The sequence below is a fragment of the Chryseobacterium sp. DZ-32 genome, assembly GCF_059587025.1.
The window spans coordinates 15,411-35,555 of sequence record NZ_JCAIOM010000015.1 but is presented as its reverse complement, the minus strand read 5'-3'; the positions used below and the strand labels follow the sequence as shown (position 1 = coordinate 35,555).

Here is a 20,145-nt window from a genome sequence, read left to right as displayed (position 1 = left end):
AAACGTAATGAAAATTTCAACCTCAGAATTACTGGATGAGTTAAAAAACAGAACAAAGCAGCATTTACAGTTTGCTGAAATGTTGTCTTCAAAGACTGAACAAGATCTGAATTTCAGAACTTCCGCAGACAGCTGGAGTATATTGGAATGCCTGGAACATCTCAACCGCTATGGTGATTTCTATATTCCTGAAATAAGCCGTGCTATTTCCTATGCTGGAAAATCCTCATCAACTTTTTTTAAGCCCGGGATTCTTGGAAACTATTTTGCTAAAAGCATGCTTCCCAAAGAGAATCTGAATAAGATGAAAACGCTTAAAGCCATGAATCCTATCCACAGTAATCTGGATAAAGGTGTAGTGGATACATTCATAAAACAGCAGGAAAAAATGCTTGAGTTATTGGAAAAAGCACAAAAGGTTGATCTGGAAAAGACAAAAACAAATATCAGTATCTCAAAGCTGATCAGGCTGAAGCTGGGAGACACTTTCCGGTTTGTTATTTACCACAATCAAAGGCATGTTGAACAGATAAAAATAATTTTAACGGATTAAAAACAAGTATGATTTCCAAAAATGCTTACTTTTAAACGAATGGAAATTATACACCAAAAAAATATATCAACCCCTTTGGGTGAAATGATCGCCTGTGCCGTGGATCAGGGAATCTGTCTGCTTGAATTTACTGACCGGAAGAATATCGAAAAACAGCTGAAGGCCCTGTCAAAAGTTTTAAAAGCTGATATTGCAGAAAAAGAGCATCTTCATTTTGTACAGCTGGAGAACGAACTGAAAGAATATTTTGAGGGAAAAAGAAACCGTTTTGAAGTTCCGTTGTTTACTACCGGAACAGAGTTTCAGGAGAAGGTCTGGCAGCTGCTGCGTGAAATTCCGATGGGAGAGATAAGAACCTACAAGCAGCAGTCAGAAATACTGGGAAACCCGAAAGCGATACGTGCCGTAGGAACAGCCAATGGAATCAATAAAATTGCGATTTTGATTCCCTGTCATCGTGTGATAGGCTCAAACGGTGAATTGGTAGGCTATGCAGGAGGAATCTGGAGAAAACAAAAACTGCTGGAGCTTGAAAAGGCCATCTTATTTTAAACCAAAATTTACATTCGGAGAATTATAAAAAATAGGTGTTCATTTTTCGGTTGTAGAACAGGTAGTAATCTTTCTACTTTTGAATAAAAAAATTATGATCAGTTTTAAACAGTTACATCATGGTGAAGAACCGTTACTTTTGGGTAATGTATGGAATGTAGAAAGCGCAAAGGTATACGAAAAGCTGGGCTATAAAGCATTGGCAACCTCAAGTTCGGCAGTCGCACTGAGTTTAGGATATGAAGATGGAGAAGAGATGACCTTTGAAGAATATTTTTATATCATCAAGAGAATCAGAGCTTCCGTTTCAATTCCTTTGTCGGTAGATCTGGAATCCGGATATGGTCTTGAAAATGATACGGTAGTTTCAAATATCATGAAACTTATAGAAATTGGAATATCGGGGATTAATATTGAAGATACCAACGTTATTGACGGAATACGAGAACTCATAAACAGAGATGTTTTCTATGAAAAATTAAAAGATATTTTTATCAAATTAGGAGAAAACAGAGATAAGGTATTTATCAATGTACGCACAGATCCTTTTTTACTGAATATTGAAAATGCGCTGGAAGAAACTTTAGAGAGAATCAAACTGTTTGAAGAACTTAAAGCCGATGGCGTTTTCATTCCGGGCATGACAGCTGAAAAGGAGATCAGAACTATTACAGAAGCTACTTTTCTTCCCGTGAATGTTATGGCTCTTCCTGATTTACCCGATTTTGATACGCTTAAAGCATTAGGGGTAAAAAGAGTTACTTCAGGTGCTTTTATGTACAGACATATCTACCGAGAGCTCGAAAAAGCAAGTCAGGAAATTACAAACGTAAGAAGTTTTTCACCTCTTTTTATCTCATGATGGAACTTACAGAAAAAATAATGTACGAGGCATCTTATATCAAAGATGTTTCATTTGAAGGGATATTCTGGATGGGCGTAAAAACCACAGGGATATTCTGCAGACCGACCTGTACCGCACGGAAACCGAAATTTGAAAATGTAGAGTTTTTTTCCAATACCAAAGATGCAATGCTCAAAGGATATCGCCCGTGTAAAGTGTGCAGACCTTTGGAAAACCTCAATGCCACACCTCCGTATATCAAAGATTTATTGAAAGAAATTGCCAACGATCCCGCATTAAAGCTTAAAGATTACGATCTTGTAAAAAGAGGATTGGAACCCGCAACAGTCCGCAGATGGTTTCTGAAACACCATGGGATTACGTTTCATGCTTTCCAGAGAATGTCAAAACTCAATACAGCATTTAAAAAACTTCAACAGGGAGAATCGGTTACAGAGGTAGCATTTGACACAGGATATGAAAGTCTGAGCGGTTTTAATGAGAGTTTTAAAAATATTTTTGGAGTATCACCTAAGAATAATTCCATGGAAAAGATCATTGATCTGAAGAGAATAGAAACGATGCTGGGAACAATGATAGCCTGTGCCGATGAACATGGAATCTGTCTTTTAGAATTTTCCGACAGAAAAGCGCTTCCGACAGAATTAAAAAGTGTTGCGGAATATTTTAAAGCAAACATTATACAAGGAGAAAATCCTCATTTTGTTACGCTGGAAGAAGAATTGAAAGAGTATTTTGAAGGAAAAAGAACCGCATTTACAGTTCCTATTTCCCCTGTAGGAACAGCTTTTCAGAAAGAAGTCTGGGCTATTCTTCAGGAAATTCCTTATGGTGCAACAAGAAGCTATCAGGAACAGGCAGATATTATGGGAAATCCTAAATCCGTAAGAGCTGTAGCCAATGCTAATGGTCTGAATAAGATATCCATTATAATCCCTTGTCATCGCGTAATTGGAAGCAACGGACAATTAACAGGCTATGGAGGTGGAATCTGGAGGAAACAAAAGCTGTTGGAATTGGAAAAGGCTATATTATTTTAGAAAATAATTTATTCTTATCCTGTTTTTCAATACTATTTGGAAAAGGGAAAACTATTAAGAAAAGTAAAATATTTAATAGTTGATTATTTAATTTTAAAAAGGATTTGGTTAAAAAATACCTGTATAGAAAAATATCGGTAAAACAAATTTTAACGAAGTTTATGAAAGCTAATTCGCTCTGAATTTTGTAATTTTAAACAAAAATTTACACGTGAAAAAGTTACTAGCAGCAGTTTGCATTTCAGTTTCAGCATTCAGTTTTGCTCAGGATTATTCTGTGCCAGCAGCAAGTCCGCGCCAGAAGGTTGAGCAGCAGTTTTCAATGTCTAAAATTACCATTGATTATGGGAGACCGGGAGTGAAGGGACGTAAAATTTTCGGAGAACTGGTTCCTTATGGCCAGGTTTGGAGAGCGGGAGCGAACTCTTCTACAAAAATTACTTTCGGACAGGCCGTTAACTTCGGTGGGAAAACAGTGCCTGCAGGAACATACGGATTGTTCATCGTTCCTACAGAAAAAGAATGGAAAGTTATCCTTAATAAAGATTTCCAGCAATGGGGAGCTTATACTTACGATCCAAAACAGGATGTAGTAGACGTTACGGTACCGGTTAACAAACTGACAGACAAACAGGAATGGTTTGAAATCACTTTAAATCCTACAGATGAAAACTCAGGAAACCTGGTTATCAAATGGGATATGGCTCAGGCAGAAGTTCCTTTGAAACCGTCCAAATTAGACACTGTCATCAAGATTTCCGACAAGTTGAAAGAAATCAAGAAAATAGAATCAGATTCTACTAAAAAAGGCTAAGCAATGAATTTTTCTGTTCAGCCTGTTTTAGAGAATGAAGAATTTCAATTAATCCCCTTACAGCAAGGGGATTTTGAATCTTTATATGAAGTGGCTTCCGATCCTAAAGTCTGGGAACAGCATCCTAACAAAGACCGTTATAAGAGAGAAGTTTTTGAAAACTTTTTCACAGGAGCTATGGAGAGTAAAGGTGCTTTCAAAATTATGGAGAAAGCTACCGGAGATGTATTGGGAAGCAGCCGTTATTATGATTTTGATGAAGAGAACAATCATATTTTCATTGGATATACTTTCTACGGAACAAAATCATGGGGAAAAGGCATTAATCCTAAGGTTAAAAAGCTGATGCTGGATTATATCTTCCAGTTTGTAGACAAAGTTCATTTTCACATTGGAAAAGAGAATTTCCGTTCGCAGACAGCTTTGGAAAGACTGGGAGGTCAAAAGATTGCTGAAGAAGAAGTGGCTTATTTTGCAGAACCTACAAGAACCAATTTCGTGTATGAAATTAAAAAAGAAGATTGGATATGAAAAAATATAAAATCCAGCAGTCACCATTTGTAGTTCCTACAACAGATGGAAAACTGATTGAAGAACACTGGGGAAACTCTACAGGAAATTCTACTGTTTCCATTGCTCATATGGTAGCACCTCCGGATTGGAGTGAGCCTCACCAGACTCCTGAGTTTGATGAATTTACCTACATTATTTCAGGAAAAAAGCAATTTGAAATAGACGGAGAAATTGTTGTTCTTGAAAAAGGACAGAGCATCCTTATTGAAAAAGGAGCAAGAATCCGTTATAGTAATCCGTTTTCAGAACCATGTGAATATCTTGCGATCTGCCTTCCTGCATTTTCTATGGAATTGGTGCATAGGGAAGAGGAAGGCGTAGACTAAAAAAGCTGTTAAAAAAATATAAAAGCAAATCTGCATATCAGTGGGTTTGTTTTTTTTATTCCCAATTTTCAAAAGACGATGCAATTGTATGGTATTGAGTCTTTTGAGATCAGATTTCAGGAAGCAGGTAATGAGAACATAGGTTAATACTATATTTTTTGAAATATTTGTTCTGATTGATAGTACTGATTTTTGAATTATTTTGTAAGTTCGCGGACTTAAAAAATGAACGACTAAGATCTATGAAAAACAAATTATCAATTGTGCTGTCCCTGAGTATTGCGCTTTCTACCACTTCATGTGCAACCATTTTTACAGGAACTCAGGATCCAATAGCTTTTACTTCAAACCCTGAAGGGGCAAAAGTATTTCACAAGGGAATTGAAAAATGTACAACACCTTGTACAACCAAAATTCCAAGAGGTTTGGGTAAGCAAATGGTTACATTTGAAAAAGAAGGATTTGAGAAGAAAGAAGTAAAACTGACAAAAACTTTTAATGCCGTAACTTTACTCAATATTATTCTTGGAGGAGCAATAGGAGTGGGAATTGATGCTGCAACAGGTTCTCTTACCAAATATTCTCCAAAAAAATATGATGTTGAGCTGGAGGCTCAACCATAATTGATTCAGGTAAAAAAAAAGGCAAATTCATTGATTCACGAATTTGCCTTTTTTATGTTTATTTCAAAATTTCTTTCAGGAACAGCAATGTGTGGTTCCATGCTCTTTTAGCCATTGCCGGATTATAATCCGGTGATTTCGGATCTGTGAAAGTATGTTTGGAATGGGCATACGTGATAATCTGCCAGTCGGCATTTCCTTCATTCATTTCTTTGATGAGGTTATTATAATCCTCAGGAGTTACACTTTTATCATCAGCCGGATTTTCAACAAGAATTTTGGCCGTCAAAGCTTCATTTTTTCTGCTCTGATCTCTGCCCAGACTTCCGTGGATGGAAACAACACCCGCTACAGGAAGATGACCTCTTGCGGATTCCAATGCTCCCGTACCTCCGAAACAGTAGCCGATTACCGCTACCTTATCAGAAATGGCTCCGTTTTTCTTCAGTTGTTCCAACGCCAGCGAAATTCTTTTCTGGTACTCCTGATAATTCTGTTTGTAATACCCTGAGCTTTTTGCAGCAGATTCGTTATCTGCAGGAATTTTCCCTTCACCGTAAATATCAGCAATAAAAGCAATATACCCTTGCTTTTCGAGTTCAATAGCGGCTGTTTTAGCTTCTTCGTCAATACCTTTCCAGGCTGGAAGAATCAGTACTCCGGGAAGTTTTTTTCCGGCATTGGAAGTGATGAGACCATTAAGTTTCTGGGAACCGTCCTGGTAGGAAACAGGTTTAAGTTTCTGACTGAAAAGATTTCCTGAAGCCATAATCATTGCAGTTAATAAGATGGAACGTATCATATTTTGTAATTTAATTTTAATACAGATTAGTACACTAATCCTTTTCACAAATACAACCAATAACAATTGTGCAATTCTCGTGTAAAAATTTGTGATATTAGTGTTGAAAAGAAATCTTATCGAAATTAATAAAAATAACTCAGAAAGAATATTAATAGAATATTATTTAATACTTTTCAGAAATTATCTGATGTTATAAGCCTTACTCAGGTTTGTAAAACTGGTATTGCTCATTTTCATAATAGGCATTAATGTGCTGCAAACCGTTTGTTAAAATAATTTCCCTGGCACCGATAATAGAATTGTATCGGGCAGTCTGTTCAAAAGTTTTTTCCGTTAATTTGATCTGCGGAGCTTTACATTCAATCAGAATTATGGGTTCGGTTTTTTCAGTAACCAGAAGGTCAATTCTTTTGGTAAGACCATTCAGGATAATCTTTTTTTCGGTAATCAGAGCCGATGTTGAGTAGGATTTTACAGTAAGATAATAATGTACCCAATGTTGTCTGACCCATTCCTCAGGAGTGAGCAGAAGATAAGTTTTGCGGACCAAATCATAAATAAAAAACTTATCTTTGTCTTTCTTGAATTTAAAATCAAAAGTTTCCTGAAAATTCAGTTTTGGAAGTTCCATTAATAAGATGAAAGAATTAGATTTAATCCTCAAAAATATTAAAAATAAAGAAGTTTTACCTATTTATTTTTTCCACGGAGAAGAAGCTTACTTTATTGATGTCGCTGTAAAGGCTCTTGAACATAACTTTTTGGAAGAAGATGAAAAAGCTTTCAACCAGACAGTTACTTATGGAAAAGATACTTCTTATCAGGAAGTTCTTTCCCTGGCAAGACAGTTTCCGATGATGGGAGACAAACAGGTGATTATTGTGAAAGAAGCTCAGGATTTACGATTCAATGAAGAGGAAAACAGAATTCTGGAAGCCTATGTAGAAAATCCCGTTCCTTCAACGGTATTGGTTTTTGCTCATAAACACAAGAAACTGGATAGCAGAAAAAAGGCTGCCAAAGCTTTAGATAAAGCCAAAGTTCTTTTCCTTAGCGAATCTGTAAAGGAAAGCAATCTGCCGAAATGGATTTCAGATGAGTGTGTAAAGCTTAAAATCAATACAGCTCCCAATATTTCCCATCTGCTGGCAGAATATCTGGGAAATGACCTGTCCAGAATTGCCAACGAGCTGAACAAGCTGAAGATGATCCTTAAAGAAGGTGAAATCCTTGACGGAACCATCGTTGAAAATCATATCGGGATCAGCAAAGAATATAATATTTTTGAGCTCCAGAAGGCTTTAGGAACTAAAAATGCCAATGCAGCCTTTAAGATTGCTCATTTTATGGGTAAAAACCCGAAGAATAATCCTTTTGTCATGATGCTGGCAAGCCTTTACAATTATTTTTCAAACGTTATTATTTACCAAACCATGGCAGGGCAGTCTCCACAGACCATTGCTTCACAGATGGGAGTGAATCCTTATTTTATCAAAGACTACGCGGAAAGTGCCAGACTTTACCCTTTGAAACATGCTACAAGAGTCATTTCTATTTTACGTGAATTCGATATGAAAGGTAAAGGGCTCGGAGCGGTAAATATGGGAGAAGCTGAGCTGATTCGGGAACTTGTGTATAAGATCATCAATGTAGATAAGATTAAGATGAAGGTGTGATGCGTGTTGCGAGATAGTGAAATTCGGGATATGATGGATAAAGGACATTAAAAAAGTTTTAAATTTCCTGCCAATCTAAATTCCGTAACAAAATAACCCGCACCCCGAATCTCGAATCCCGAACCCCGGAATTCACCCCACAACAGTTACCATCGAAATTCAACATATCAGATATTGACAAGTATCATTAAAATAACTTTAAAAAGAAATTAAAAATTCCGAAATTAGCGGTCTAATTCAAATTAAATCTTTTCGAACAAAGCAAATTATGGAGCAAAACATTTTAGATTGTGTGATCGTTGGATCTGGGCCTTCTGGTTTCACAGCTGCTATCTACGCAGCAAGAGCAGACTTAAAACCTGAATTGTATACAGGTTTGGAGCCGGGCGGACAATTAACAACCACTACTGAAGTGGATAACTTCCCAGGGTATCCAGCCGGGATTACAGGTCCTGAAATGATGATGGATCTGCAAAAACAGGCAGAAAGATTTGATACCAAAGTTCATTACGAAATGATCACCAAAGCTGAATTCTCCAAAGAAGCAGGCGGTGTTCACAAATTATATGCAGGAAACAAAGAGATCCTTGCCAAAACAGTTATTATCTCTACAGGAGCTACTGCAAAATATTTAGGTCTTGAAGATGAGAAAAAATATGCAGGAGGCGGTGTATCAGCTTGTGCTACTTGTGACGGATTCTTCTACAGAGGAAAAGATGTTGTAGTAGTAGGAGCGGGTGATACAGCTGCTGAAGAGGCTACATACCTAGCAAAGCTTTGTAAAAAAGTAACGCTGTTGGTAAGAAAAGATGTTTTCAGAGCTTCAAAAGCAATGGTTCACAGAGTGGAAAATACGCCGAATATCGAAGTGAAATTCCACCATGAATTAATCGGGATTGAAGGAGAAAACAGCCTTGTAGAAAGAGCTGTAATCATCAACAATCAGACTCAGGAGAAATCTACAGTGGATGTGGAAGGGATCTTTATCGCCATCGGTCACAAGCCGAATACGGATATCTTCGCAGGTCAGGTAGATCTTGATGAAAACGGATATATCGTGACTGAAAAAGGTTCTTCAAGAACGAATCTTCCGGGGGTATTTGCGGCCGGAGATGTTCAGGATCATATCTACAGACAGGCTATTACAGCTGCGGGAAGCGGATGTATGGCGGCAATGGATGCAGAGAAATATTTAGCTGAATTACACGGATAGTATTCAGTGTATACAATACAAAGCGTACCCGAAGGGTGCGCTTTTTTGTTCCTATATACCTGAGCTTTGTTGGGTAATCGCAATGTCGCAAAGGTTTTTTTCACTTTATGTATGATTTTAAGGTGTAAGAACATTTCGACTTCGCTCAATATGAGATTTTCAGTAAAGAATATACGTTATCAATTTTATCGGAGATAAAATCTTTGCACCTTATAACAGTCTTTTTTTAATATTACTTGCGCCTTTGCGCTTACAACATTCAACATCTCTCCATACCCAATATTCGATAAGAAATTAGATAAATAGCTTTATTTTCCAGAAATACTTCCAAAGTCCTCATGACCACCTATATAACAACTGAAGACGTACACATTCCCCTCCATCGGAGGGGTGGCAAAAATTCTTTGAATTTTTGACGGGGTGGTTACGACTATACAATTGAGTAAAAGTGATAGATAAGTTATTATGATCATCTTGTTTTGCGTAAAGTAAAATCCCTAAATTAGCCCATAATCAAAAACAAAATGGAAACAAAAATCATAAAAGTTACACACGTTACCGGAACCTATATCATTGAAGTTCCCAATGGAGCCCTTAATGACATGAAAACCCAGCTGGACAAATGCCTTAATGATGAACAGGGCGCAATTGTAGTAAAGGGAGAAGATGGAGATCAGTTTGTATATCCGTCTGATTTTTTAAAAAACAGTTTTATTTCCATTGTTGATAGGGAATAGGTAGCTTTTACAGGTATAAAATAAAAACGGCTTCCATTGGAAGCCGTTTTGTTCTTTATGTGGTGGTGATTATCCCTTTTTTAGTTTTTCATTTTCTTTTTTTAAAGCTTTAATCTGCTCTTTCAGAAGATTAATGTATTCCTGTTGGTTTTCTAATAAGTAATTGGGAACGTTACAAAAAAGATTGTAATTAATGCTTGCATTATCATTAAGACTTGAGTTGTCATTAAGAGTAGAGTTCTGATTTTGTGTTTGAAGAGCTTTCTCCTCTTTAATATCTTCTACAGAAACATCTAGTGCTTTGGCCAGTTTTTCCCATTCATCATCAAATATTCTGACATCTCCATTTTCTTTTCTGCTGTAGTTGGAGACATCGGTCGCAAGAAGATCAGCAATCTGCTGCTGAGTATAGCCTTTCTGCTTTCTTAAAGTTCTTAGTTTTTCCATTGTCATAGGGTGGCTGTGTTTTTACAAATGTAGTGAAAAATATGTGTGTTTGTAAATATAGCTGTAAGTTTTGTCATACAAAAGCCTTTCTATGATGGGATTCCCCAAAACATGGGTGTTTTAGATTTTTATATTGAAACTTTAGCGAAAGAGTGAAAAATAATTCCCCTGATTCCTAGTCTATTATTAAGTTTTGTTAAAATTTGTGTGGGAAAAGTTTTGCAGAAATTAAAAATCGTTCTATATTTGCACCACTGAAAACAACGGTATAGCCGGAGTTTAGGGAGAGTTGGCAGAGTGGTCGATTGCGGCAGTCTTGAAAACTGTTGACTGTAACAGGTCCGGGGGTTCGAATCCCTCACTCTCCGCAAGATGCAAAAACGTAAGTTTTCAAAAAGCATCAAAAAATATTTAAATCCTGCAAAATCAATGATTTGCAGGATTTTTTATTTATTGCAATTGCTGTAATTTTCAAAAATACTCCAAAAGTTTGTGGCAATTGTGTGGCAATTTTTAAATTGATTGAAAATTGCCATAGAAAGCAGACTTAAAAAGCTGTAAAAATGCATTTAAACAATGTGTAATGAACACGTTGCAAATCTAAACATCTTGATTCGAGGAACTTTTAGTTTGACATTTATAACCTTAAAAAATGTTGAATTATGTTAGTAGAACAAAGCTATGGGCTCACTTTCTTTTTAAAGAGCTCAAAAAATGAAAAGGTCCGCCATATTTATGTGCGGATAACTGTAGATGGTATTCCAAAAGAAACCTCTACGAAAAGAAAATGGTATCCCAACCGATGGGATCAGAAAGAAGGCAAAGCTGTGGGTACGAAAGAAGATGCAAAGATTATTAACCTTTTCCTGGAATCTTTAATGACTAAGATTAACAGCCACAGAACTGAGCTTATGAATAATGGTATTCCCATTACCTCAATTGATCTTATAAACTTCGTAAACGGAAAATATAAACCTAGAAATAAGGTGCTTGAAGAATTTCAGGAACATAATGATGAGATGGGTAAATTGGTAGAGACCGCAGAATATGCCAAAGGAACACATGACCGTTATATTACCGCAAGGTCCCATGTTCAAGAATTTATCAAGTATCAATATAATAAAGAAGACGTAGAGTTCAGAACACTGAACTACGAGTTTGTAAAGGATTATGATTTGTACTTAAAAACAGTAAGGAAATGTTCTAACAATACTTCATTGAAGTATATTAGCAATTTTAAGAAAATAGTATTAAGAGCTGTTGCAAAAGAAATTATTCCTAAAGATCCGTTTAAGCTATTTATTGGAAAGAAAACCAAGGTTAAAAAGAAGCCGCTGACAAAAGCTGAACTAAAACGAATTGAAGAAAAAGAATTTAGCTCAGAAAGGTTGTCGGTAGTACGGGACATTTTTGTTTTTCAGTGTTACACAGGATTGTCCTATATAGATGCTTTCCAACTCAAATGGGAAGATATTAAAGAAGCTAATGATGGAAGTGCCTGGATTATGTCCAGCAGGCAAAAATCAAAATCTGACACTGATATCCCACTCTTGCCTAAAGCGCTGGAAATTGTATCGAAATATAAAGATGATCCATTATGCATAAAAAGAAGCACCGTACTGCCTGGTCGCTCAAATCAGAAAATGAATGAATATCTAAAGGAGATAGCGGTTTTATGTAATGTTAATGTAATACTTAATACTCATAAAGCACGACGTACTTTTGCCAGTACGGTTACTTTAAACAACGGTGTATCAATACACGTTGTTAAAGAAATGCTGGGTCATCATTCAGTGAAACAGACAGAGGATTATGCAATCACTGAACAGGAATCAATTGCTAGAGAAATGAAAGATCTTGAAGCCAAGCTAAGAGGTAACAATAATTTCAATAGGGATTTGGCTAAACTTCTCGAACAGCTCGAAGAAGAATTCCATGATTTAAAAAACACTCGGAACGCTTATTCAGAGCTTTCTCTTGCTGAGAGATGTAATGCTTTTGAAAATATGCTCATTAGGGCAAAGGCTATTATTTAATAGAAACAATCCCCGCAATGCATAAAGTTTTGAGGGGATTGTTTTTCTGTCTCAGCTTTTCTGTATAGACAGAATTTCTACTGTGCTGCGATAATCTGGATGATAAGATGGAATGTATTTAATGTATCCAAACTGCTGAAGTTGCTTAAAATATTTATGATAACTGGTTATTGTAGTGATATGCGAAAACTCCATAAGCTTCCTCCTGCTCACTCTGATAATCCATTTTTCATTTTGCTTGCAAGCAAGGCGGGCAATTGCAGTTAACAAAGCAATATGCCAAACATTCAATTTTGGATCACTTTGAATTTCATCAAGGAAATCAAACCAGTATTGTATATCATTCCTTTTCATAATCAAATAGATGTTGAAGGTCTTCACAATTGTAATAATACGAGCCCAATAATTTCTTGAATCGAATTTTGCCAGTGATCCTGAGGTTTTGTAATGTCGAAGCAGAAATATTCAGTTTTCTGCGAATTACCTTACTCCGCATCCAGCCAAATTCTTCATCCTCTCTTGAATTAGCTAGCTTAGATTTTAGTAGGTTCTCAATATCCGAAACTATTAGGTTTCTCAATGCTGTTAAATCATTTTTCGTTATTGTATCCATTTTTATAAATTTTGATTTAATTCAAAATTTAAACTTTGGACTTACAGATATCCTAAAAGAGGAAGTCACAGGCATAATTTTTCTTTGTATTTCTTATTGCCTGTGCAGGAAATATAGAAAAGTGAGCTTTAAGTAGTCATGGAAGAACAATTCTCGAACCATTTTGTTGAAGATTTAAATAATCTTAAAGGTTTGATGTATTAAAGATGATAATTCTAATAAAAATGCCCCGAAGGTAGTCGAGGCGCTAAATGTTTTCACAACGGAATAATCCTTATTGTGAATTGCTTTCAAAATTATTGATACAAATATAAAAGAAAAAAAATAACTGTATTTATGGGAATCCATAATTTGAATATTTTTTTTATTACTATTTTTATGTGGTATCAAAATTAATAGCGATGAAAAATATACTTGGACTGGACTTGGGAACAAACTCTATTGGGTGGGCTTTAGTAAAACAGGATTTTGAAAACAAACAAGGTGAAATTCTTGGAATGGGGACCAGGATAATTCCGATGTCTCAAGATATTTTGGGCGATTTTGGTAAAGGGAATTCTGTTTCGCAAACTGCGGAACGTACAAAATACAGAAGTGTAAGAAGATTACGTGAACGATTTCTTCTACGAAGGGAGAGGCTTCACAGGGTTTTAAACATTTTGAATTCCCTTCCAGAACACTATGCTTCACAGATTGATTTTGAAAAACGATTTGGGAAGTTCAAAGTTGAAACTGAACCAAAATTGGCCTGGAAAAATATTGAAGGACATTTTTCATTTCTGTTCCAAAACTCTTTCAACGAGATGCTTGAAGATTTTAAAACGAACGGACAGGATTTAAAAATACCGTACGACTGGACGATTTATTATCTCCGTAAAAAGGCACTTTCTCAAAAAATTGAAAAAGAGGAGTTGGCCTGGATTCTTTTGAATTTTAACCAAAAACGTGGATATTATCAATTGCGTGGGGAAGAAGAGGAAGAAAATCCTAATAAAATTGTTGAATTTTATTCTTTAAAAGTTGTGGATGTTCTAGCAGATGAGCCACAAAAAAGCAAATCAGATATATGGTATTCTTTGGTTTTAGAAAATGGATGGATTTACAGAAGGGCAAGTAAAATATCGTTGTTTGATTGGAAAGATAAAACAAGAGATTTTATTGTAACAACTGATTTGAATGATGATGGAAGTGTTAAAACAGACAAAGACGGAAATGAAAAAAGAAGTTTCCGGGCACCGGGTGAGAACGATTGGACTTTGGTAAAGAAGAAAACAGAGCAGGAAATCGAGCAGTCTCATAAAACCGTTGGAATATATATTTACGAAACTCTCCTTAATAATCCCAAACAAAAAATCAAAGGGAAACTAGTTCGTACGATTGAAAGAAAATTCTATAAAGAAGAACTCAGGCAGATATTAGAAAAGCAAAAGCAGTTCCATCAGGAATTACAAAATGATGATTTATATAATAGTTGTATTCGCGAGTTGTACAGAAATAATGAAGCCCATCAACTGACTTTAAGTAAAAAAGATTTTGTACATCTTTTTATGGAGGATATTGTTTTCTACCAAAGACCGTTGAGAAGCCAGAAGTCTTCTATTTCCAACTGTACTTTGGAATTCAGAAAATACAAAGATGAAAATGGAGCAGAACATACACAATATTTAAAAGCCATTCCAAAATCGAATCCATATTATCAGGAGTTTCGTCTCTGGCAATGGATTTTTAATCTTAATCTATATAAAAAAGATAATGATGAAAACGTTATCAAAGAATTTTTAACCACTACCCAGGATATCGAAAATCTGTTTGAGTTTTTAAATAACAGAAAAGAAATTGATCAAAAAGCTCTATTGAAACATTTTAAGCTCAATGAGAAAACACATCGTTGGAATTTTGTAGAGGATAAAAAATACCCCTGCAATGAAACGAAGACGATGATTTCAACTCGATTGGAAAAAGTAGAAAATATTTCCGATGATTTTCTGACCAGGGAAATCGAACAACAGATTTGGCATATTATCTATTCTGTCAATGATAAAATAGAATACGAAAAAGCCTTAAAAACCTTTGCATCAAAACATCATCTAGACGAAAGTTCTTTTTTCGAGGCTTTCAGAAAATTTCCACCATTTAAAAGCGAATATGGTTCCTATTCGGAAAAAGCAATTAAGAAATTGTTGCCTATAATGCGATTGGGCAAATATTGGGATTATGCCAATATTGATCAGTCTTCAAAAGACAGGATTAAGAAGATCATTAATGGAGAATATGATGAAAATATAAAAGATAAGGTAAGAGAAAAGGCAGTCCATCTTACGAATGAAAATGATTTCCAGGGTTTACAATTGTGGCTGGCTCAATATATTGTATATGGAAGACATTCGGAAGCATCAATAACAGCGAAATGGAATTCAGCTGATGATTTGGAAGAATTTTTAAAAGATTTTAAACACCACTCGCTTCGCAATCCAATTGTAGAGCAGGTCATTACTGAGACTTTACGTGTTGTGAAAGATATTTGGCTAAAATACGGAAAAGGAGCAAAAGACTTCTTCAATGAAATTCATATAGAGTTGGGAAGGGAAATGAAACTTCCGGCTGAAGATAGAAAGAAACTTACGAGCCAAATTATTGAAAATGAAAATACGAATCTCCGCATCAAAGCTCTATTAGCTGAAATGATGAATGATCATGCTGTAGAAAATGTTCGTCCGTTTTCACCCCAGCAACAAGAAATTCTGAAAATTTATGAGGACGGTGTTTTAAATTCAGGCATTGAAATTGAAGATGAATATTTAAAAATAAGCAAAACGGCGCAACCTTCTCCTTCAGATTTAAAACGGTATAAACTTTGGCTGGAACAGAAATACAAATCGCCTTATACCGGGCAAATGATTCCACTAAATAAATTGTTTACGCCAGAATATGAAATTGAACATATTATCCCACAAAGTCGATACTTTGATGATAGTTTTAGTAATAAAATTATTTGTGAATCGGCAGTTAACAAATTGAAGGATAATTATATCGGACTTGGATTTATTAAGCAGTTTGGAGGAACTATTATTGAACTTGGTTTGGGTAAAAGCGTGAAGGTTTTTGATATTGATCAATACGAAGATTTTGTTAAGAAGCACTACGCCAATAACCGAAGTAAAAGAAATAAACTTCTTTTAGAAGATATTCCTGAAAAAATGATTGAACGTCAGATCAATGATACTCGTTATATCAGTAAATATATTTCCGGTATACTTTCTAATATTGTTCGCTTAGAAGATGGTTCGGATGAAGGAGTAAATTCTAAAAGCATTGTTCCCGGAAATGGAAAAATTACTACCCAATTGAAAAAGGACTGGGGGCTGAATGATGTTTGGAATGACTTGATTTTACCCCGTTTTAAAAGAATGAATCAGTTGACCAATTCGACGGATTTTACCGCCTGGAACGAAAATTTTCAAAAGTTTTTGCCGACCGTTCCAATTGAGTATTCGAAAGGTTTTTCTAAAAAAAGGATCGACCATCGTCATCATGCTCTAGACGCTTTGGTAATTGCTTGTGCTACAAAGGATCACGTAAATTTATTAAATAATCAATCGGCAAAATCGGAAACCAAACGCTATGATTTGAAAAAGAAATTAATGAAGTTTGAAAGAGTTGTTTATTTCCATACGCAAACAGGGGAGAAGATCGAAAGAGAAGTGCCAAAACAATTTTTAAAACCCTGGAAAAATTTTACTGTTGATGCTATGCATAATTTGGAAACGGTTATTGTAAGTTTTAAACAAAACCTTAGGGTCATTAATAAAGCAACGAATTATTACGAAAAATATGTAGAGAAAGATGGTGTAAGAAATAAGACAAGAATAAAGCAAAAGGGAATAAATTGGGCGATTAGAAAACCAATGCATAAAGATACGGTTTCCGGTAAAGTAGATTTACCTTGGGTAAAAGTCCCAAAAGGAAAAATTTTAACAGCAACAAGGAAAAGCCTTGACGCTTCATTCGATTTAAAATCAATAGGCTCCATTACTGATACAGGGATTCAAAAAATTCTCAAAAATTATATAATGCATAAAGACGGAAATACGGAATTGGCTTTTTCACCCGAAGGAATTGAAGATTTGAATAAAAGTATTGAGAAGTATAATGATGGTAAACCTCATCAGCCCATCAACAAAGTAAGGGTTTTTGAACTGGGTAGTAAATTTCAGGTAGGACAATCCGGAAATAAAAAAGATAAATACGTAGAAGCCGCAAAAGGAACCAATTTGTTTTTTGGAGTGTACGAAGATAAAAACGGCAAGAGAAGCTATGAAACCATTCCTTTGAATGAGGTGATTGAAAGGCAAAAGCAAGGTTTACCTGTGGTTGACTTAAGAAGTACAAATGATTTCTATTTATGCCCGAATGATTTGGTTTATATTCTATCTGATGATGAGCGGGGTAATATGACAAATATCGATTTTGAAAGCCTTTCTGATGAACAAGTTAAAAGGATATATAAATTTGTTAGTTGTACAGGAGGTGAGGGACATTTTATTCCTTACGCAAATGCGACAGAAATAATAAAAAATGAAAATGGTACAAATAGTAAAGGTGAGAGAATGCAGAATTTCTATGATGGGAGTTGTATGTTTGATAAAAACGCCAAGCCCATTATGATAAAAGAAAACTGTGTAAAACTTAAAGTCGACCGTTTAGGGAACATTGCAAAGATATAATTATGATTACCCGTTCAATCTACATCGGTAATCCCGCTTATCTTAAGCTCAAAGATGAGCAGCTGAAAATCCTCTGTCCAGAAACCAAAATGGAAAAGGGGAGTGTTCCTGTGGAAGATTTGGGTTTGCTTATGCTGGATCATTATCAGATTACCATTTCGCATAATTTGATTCAGAAGATGATGGGAAATAATGTGGTGGTCATTAGTTGTGATGCGCATCATTTACCTCTCGGAATTATGCTTCCACTGTATGGTCATACTGAACATTCTGACCGGGTAAAAGATCAGCTTGAAGCCAGTGAACCGCTGAAAAAGCAACTTTGGAAACAGACCGTGGAATGTAAGATCGAAAATCAGAAAAATGTTCTGATGAAGTTGGGAAACTATTATGAACCAATGGTTGAATACCAAACAAATGTAAAGTCTGGGGATTTAAGCAATATGGAAGGTATTGCAGCTCAGCATTATTGGAAATATCTGATCAGCCTTGATTTTTTGAGACAGCGTTTCGGAGAATCACCCAATCAGTTCTTTAATTTCGGGTATGCGGTTCTCAGAAGTATTGTTGCCAGGGCTATTGTTGAAACAGGATTATTGCCCGTATTGGGAATTTTTCATAAAAATAAATATAATCCTTACTGCCTTGCCGATGATCTGATGGAACCTTATCGTCCGTTTATTGATTTACTAGTAATGCAGTGGCTGAAAATTTATCCTGATGCAGAAGAACTGGCGAAAGAATTTAAGGCTCATATTCTGCAGATTGCAACCAAAGATGTGCGTATTGATGATAAAACAAGGCCATTGCTGGTTGCTGTAAAAATGACGGCTTCGTCGCTTTACAAATGCTATACAGGAGAAAAAAGACTGATTTCTTATCCTGAACTGTTATGAACGCCGAAAGGTTTAACGCATACCGGATTATGTGGGTTTTAGTATTATATGATCTCCCGACTGAGACCAAAGCGAATATGAAAGATGCTAACCGCTTTCGGAAAGCGCTCATTGATGATGGTTTCACCTTGTTTCAGTTCTCAATGTATGTACGCCATTGTCCGAGCCGGGAAAATGCTGAGGTTCATATTAAAAGAGTTAAATTTATACTTCCAAAAGCCGGGAAAGTGGCCATTATGTGTATCACGGACAAACAATTTGGAGATATTGAAATCTTCTTTGCCAGGAATAAAGAAGAGCCACCTCCAACCTTTCAGCAGCTTGAATTATTCTAAATTTTAAATTCTAAATATAAAAATAATCTACTGAAAACCAGTAGATTATTTTTTGAGGCTGTGACTAATCACGAAGATAATAATTTTTGAAAGCAATTCACAACAGCAAATTAACATTAGCCCTAAGCGGTAGAGCTGTGACTAATCACGAAGATAATAATTTTTGAAAGCAATTCACAACAAAGATTCTATGAGGGTTTGATAAAATTTGGCTGTGACTAATCACGAAGATAATAATTTTTGAAAGCAATTCACAACGATTAAGGCATATCAATCACAGGCAAAAGCGCTGTGACTAATCACGAAGATAATAATTTTTGAAAGCAATTCACAACAGCATCATCCAACTTCTGTTTTGCTGTCTCGCTGTGACTAATCACGAAGATAATAATTTTTGAAAGCAATTCACAACTCATCTAAAACACTTTCTTTTTTCTCTTTCGCTGTGACTAATCACGAAGATAATAATTTTTGAAAGCAATTCACAACGTCTTCTGAATACAAATCTTGAAGATCTAGCTGTGACTAATCACGAAGATAATAATTTTTGAAAGCAATTCACAACCTAATTGCCCGGTTATGATAAGGTAATGATGCTGTGACTAATCACGAAGATAATAATTTTTGAAAGCAATTCACAACCTATAGTATCTATTAATCTATCAGCATCAAGCTGTGACTAATCACGAAGATAATAATTTTTGAAAGCAATTCACAACCGCTTCAGTATTCACCAAAATTTTAAGTTTGCTGTGACTAATCACGAAGATAATAATTTTTGAAAGCAATTCACAACTATCTCCCCAAATGTAATTGTCACCATCAAGCTGTGACTAATCACGAAGATAATAATTTTTGAAAGCAATTCACAACACTGTTCTAATGCTTCCAGTGTTTCAGCCTGCTGTGACTAATCACGAAGATAATAATTTTTGAAAGCAATTCACAACAAACATCTTCACCACGATTTTTTCGACGTTGCTGTGACTAATCACGAAGATAATAATTTTTGAAAGCAATTCACAACTACTCCCTATGATAGAACTTGTAAGGGTCTGCTGTGACTAATCACGAAGATAATAATTTTTGAAAGCAATTCACAACGCCTTAGTTGATGAAGATATTTTCAATTACGCTGTGACTAATCACGAAGATAATAATTTTTGAAAGCAATTCACAACCATATTCGATTGTAAACTGTCCTTCTGAAAGCTGTGACTAATCACGAAGATAATAATTTTTGAAAGCAATTCACAACAAAAACAGAACAAACGTACCGGTATCGGTTGCTGTGACTAATCACGAAGATAATAATTT

Annotated in this window: 20 protein-coding genes, 1 tRNA gene and 1 CRISPR repeat array (1 of these 22 cut by a window edge); of the genes, 16 read left to right on the top strand and 5 right to left on the bottom strand. The window is 35.5% G+C overall.

Annotated features, from left to right (window positions below):
• The first annotated feature begins 7 nt into the window (after window positions 1-7).
• The 8 genes from AC59HC_RS16650 to AC59HC_RS16615 all read left to right on the top strand — a co-directional run bounded on the left by AC59HC_RS16650 (window position 8) and on the right by AC59HC_RS16615 (window position 5,346).
• Window positions 8-553: a DinB family protein gene (locus AC59HC_RS16650; protein ID WP_496559016.1), complete on the top strand. Its 546-nt coding sequence runs from the start codon at window positions 8-10 to the stop codon at window positions 551-553.
• Between the two features lie 39 nt (window positions 554-592).
• Window positions 593-1,105, top strand: a complete 513-nt coding sequence (locus AC59HC_RS16645; protein WP_343642164.1) for a methylated-DNA--[protein]-cysteine S-methyltransferase — start codon at window positions 593-595, stop codon at window positions 1,103-1,105.
• Window positions 1,106-1,199: 94 nt separating this feature from the next.
• The gene (locus AC59HC_RS16640; RefSeq protein ID WP_343642166.1) at window positions 1,200-1,967 is read left to right on the top strand and encodes an isocitrate lyase/PEP mutase family protein; all 768 of its coding nucleotides are present in this window, start codon (window positions 1,200-1,202) and stop codon (window positions 1,965-1,967) included.
• On the top strand, window positions 1,964-3,010 hold the full coding sequence (locus AC59HC_RS16635; RefSeq protein WP_343642167.1) for a bifunctional transcriptional activator/DNA repair enzyme AdaA: 1,047 nt from the start codon (window positions 1,964-1,966) through the stop codon (window positions 3,008-3,010). The genes AC59HC_RS16640 and AC59HC_RS16635 overlap by 4 nt, the downstream gene beginning before the upstream one ends.
• Before the next feature lie 211 nt (window positions 3,011-3,221).
• Window positions 3,222-3,824 (top strand): DUF2911 domain-containing protein, encoded by a 603-nt coding sequence (locus AC59HC_RS16630; RefSeq protein ID WP_062670647.1) that lies wholly within the window; start codon window positions 3,222-3,224, stop codon window positions 3,822-3,824.
• A gap of 3 nt (window positions 3,825-3,827) precedes the next feature.
• Window positions 3,828-4,355, top strand: coding sequence for a GNAT family N-acetyltransferase (locus tag AC59HC_RS16625; protein WP_288442471.1), 528 nt, complete (start codon window positions 3,828-3,830; stop codon window positions 4,353-4,355).
• Complete coding sequence (locus AC59HC_RS16620; protein ID WP_079241244.1) at window positions 4,352-4,723, top strand: cupin domain-containing protein; 372 nt, start codon at window positions 4,352-4,354, stop codon at window positions 4,721-4,723. Before AC59HC_RS16625 ends, AC59HC_RS16620 begins: the two co-directional genes overlap by 4 nt.
• A 242-nt stretch (window positions 4,724-4,965) precedes the next feature.
• The gene (locus AC59HC_RS16615; protein WP_202843801.1) at window positions 4,966-5,346 is read left to right on the top strand and encodes a PEGA domain-containing protein; all 381 of its coding nucleotides are present in this window, start codon (window positions 4,966-4,968) and stop codon (window positions 5,344-5,346) included.
• Between the two features lie 58 nt (window positions 5,347-5,404).
• On the opposite strand, the gene AC59HC_RS16610 is transcribed toward AC59HC_RS16615, so the two are convergent.
• Together AC59HC_RS16610 and AC59HC_RS16605 are read right to left on the bottom strand one after the other, a co-directional pair.
• Window positions 5,405-6,148 carry a dienelactone hydrolase family protein gene (locus tag AC59HC_RS16610; RefSeq protein WP_202843800.1) on the bottom strand — a complete coding sequence of 248 codons (744 nt, stop codon included), beginning with the start codon at window positions 6,146-6,148 and terminating at the stop codon, window positions 5,405-5,407.
• A 202-nt stretch (window positions 6,149-6,350) separates the two neighbouring features.
• Entirely contained in the window at window positions 6,351-6,782 is a 432-nt protein-coding gene (locus AC59HC_RS16605; RefSeq protein ID WP_062670636.1) for a type I restriction enzyme HsdR N-terminal domain-containing protein, read from the bottom strand.
• A gap of 7 nt (window positions 6,783-6,789) precedes the next feature.
• Here AC59HC_RS16605 and holA point away from each other — a divergent pair, with 7 nt between their 5' ends.
• The 3 genes from holA (at window position 6,790) to AC59HC_RS16590 (ending at window position 9,777) form a co-directional block, all read left to right on the top strand.
• Window positions 6,790-7,827 carry a DNA polymerase III subunit delta gene (gene holA / locus AC59HC_RS16600; RefSeq protein WP_202843799.1) on the top strand — a complete coding sequence of 346 codons (1,038 nt, stop codon included), beginning with the start codon at window positions 6,790-6,792 and terminating at the stop codon, window positions 7,825-7,827.
• A gap of 268 nt (window positions 7,828-8,095) precedes the next feature.
• Window positions 8,096-9,040 carry a thioredoxin-disulfide reductase gene (gene trxB / locus AC59HC_RS16595; protein ID WP_120230632.1) on the top strand — a complete coding sequence of 315 codons (945 nt, stop codon included), beginning with the start codon at window positions 8,096-8,098 and terminating at the stop codon, window positions 9,038-9,040.
• Window positions 9,041-9,564: 524 nt separating this feature from the next.
• Window positions 9,565-9,777 (top strand): hypothetical protein, encoded by a 213-nt coding sequence (locus tag AC59HC_RS16590; RefSeq protein ID WP_062670628.1) that lies wholly within the window; start codon window positions 9,565-9,567, stop codon window positions 9,775-9,777.
• A 69-nt stretch (window positions 9,778-9,846) separates the two neighbouring features.
• On the opposite strand, the gene AC59HC_RS16585 is transcribed toward AC59HC_RS16590, so the two are convergent.
• On the bottom strand, window positions 9,847-10,224 hold the full coding sequence (locus AC59HC_RS16585; RefSeq protein ID WP_343644247.1) for a helix-turn-helix domain-containing protein: 378 nt from the start codon (window positions 10,222-10,224) through the stop codon (window positions 9,847-9,849).
• Between the two features lie 283 nt (window positions 10,225-10,507).
• On the opposite strand from AC59HC_RS16585, the gene AC59HC_RS16580 reads away from it, so the two are divergent.
• Window positions 10,508-10,592: transfer RNA gene (locus tag AC59HC_RS16580), tRNA-Ser, on the top strand.
• 294 nt (window positions 10,593-10,886) lie between these two features.
• Complete coding sequence (locus tag AC59HC_RS16575) at window positions 10,887-12,260, top strand: site-specific integrase (protein ID WP_227941665.1); 1,374 nt, start codon at window positions 10,887-10,889, stop codon at window positions 12,258-12,260.
• 51 nt (window positions 12,261-12,311) lie between these two features.
• Here AC59HC_RS16575 and AC59HC_RS16570 read toward each other — a convergent pair whose 3' ends face one another.
• Window positions 12,312-12,614 (bottom strand): hypothetical protein, encoded by a 303-nt coding sequence (locus AC59HC_RS16570; protein WP_227941664.1) that lies wholly within the window; start codon window positions 12,612-12,614, stop codon window positions 12,312-12,314.
• Window positions 12,601-12,873 carry a helix-turn-helix domain-containing protein gene (locus tag AC59HC_RS16565; protein WP_227941663.1) on the bottom strand — a complete coding sequence of 91 codons (273 nt, stop codon included), beginning with the start codon at window positions 12,871-12,873 and terminating at the stop codon, window positions 12,601-12,603. Before AC59HC_RS16565 ends, AC59HC_RS16570 begins: the two co-directional genes overlap by 14 nt.
• Before the next feature lie 401 nt (window positions 12,874-13,274).
• On the opposite strand from AC59HC_RS16565, the gene cas9 reads away from it, so the two are divergent.
• From cas9 to cas2, 3 genes are read left to right on the top strand one after another with little or no spacing between them, the layout of a single operon-like run.
• Complete coding sequence (cas9, locus tag AC59HC_RS16560; RefSeq protein ID WP_227941779.1) at window positions 13,275-17,597, top strand: type II CRISPR RNA-guided endonuclease Cas9; 4,323 nt, start codon at window positions 13,275-13,277, stop codon at window positions 17,595-17,597.
• A 2-nt stretch (window positions 17,598-17,599) separates the two neighbouring features.
• On the top strand, window positions 17,600-18,493 hold the full coding sequence (gene cas1 / locus AC59HC_RS16555) for a type II CRISPR-associated endonuclease Cas1 (protein WP_227941662.1): 894 nt from the start codon (window positions 17,600-17,602) through the stop codon (window positions 18,491-18,493).
• A complete protein-coding gene (gene cas2, locus AC59HC_RS16550) occupies window positions 18,490-18,828 on the top strand; it encodes a CRISPR-associated endonuclease Cas2 (RefSeq protein ID WP_227941661.1) in 339 nt (112 codons plus the stop codon). Before cas1 ends, cas2 begins: the two co-directional genes overlap by 4 nt.
• Window positions 18,829-18,885: 57 nt before the next feature.
• Window positions 18,886-20,145: direct repeats of the CRISPR family, unit length 47 nt; unit sequence GCTGTGACTAATCACGAAGATAATAATTTTTGAAAGCAATTCACAAC; it runs 711 nt beyond the window's last position.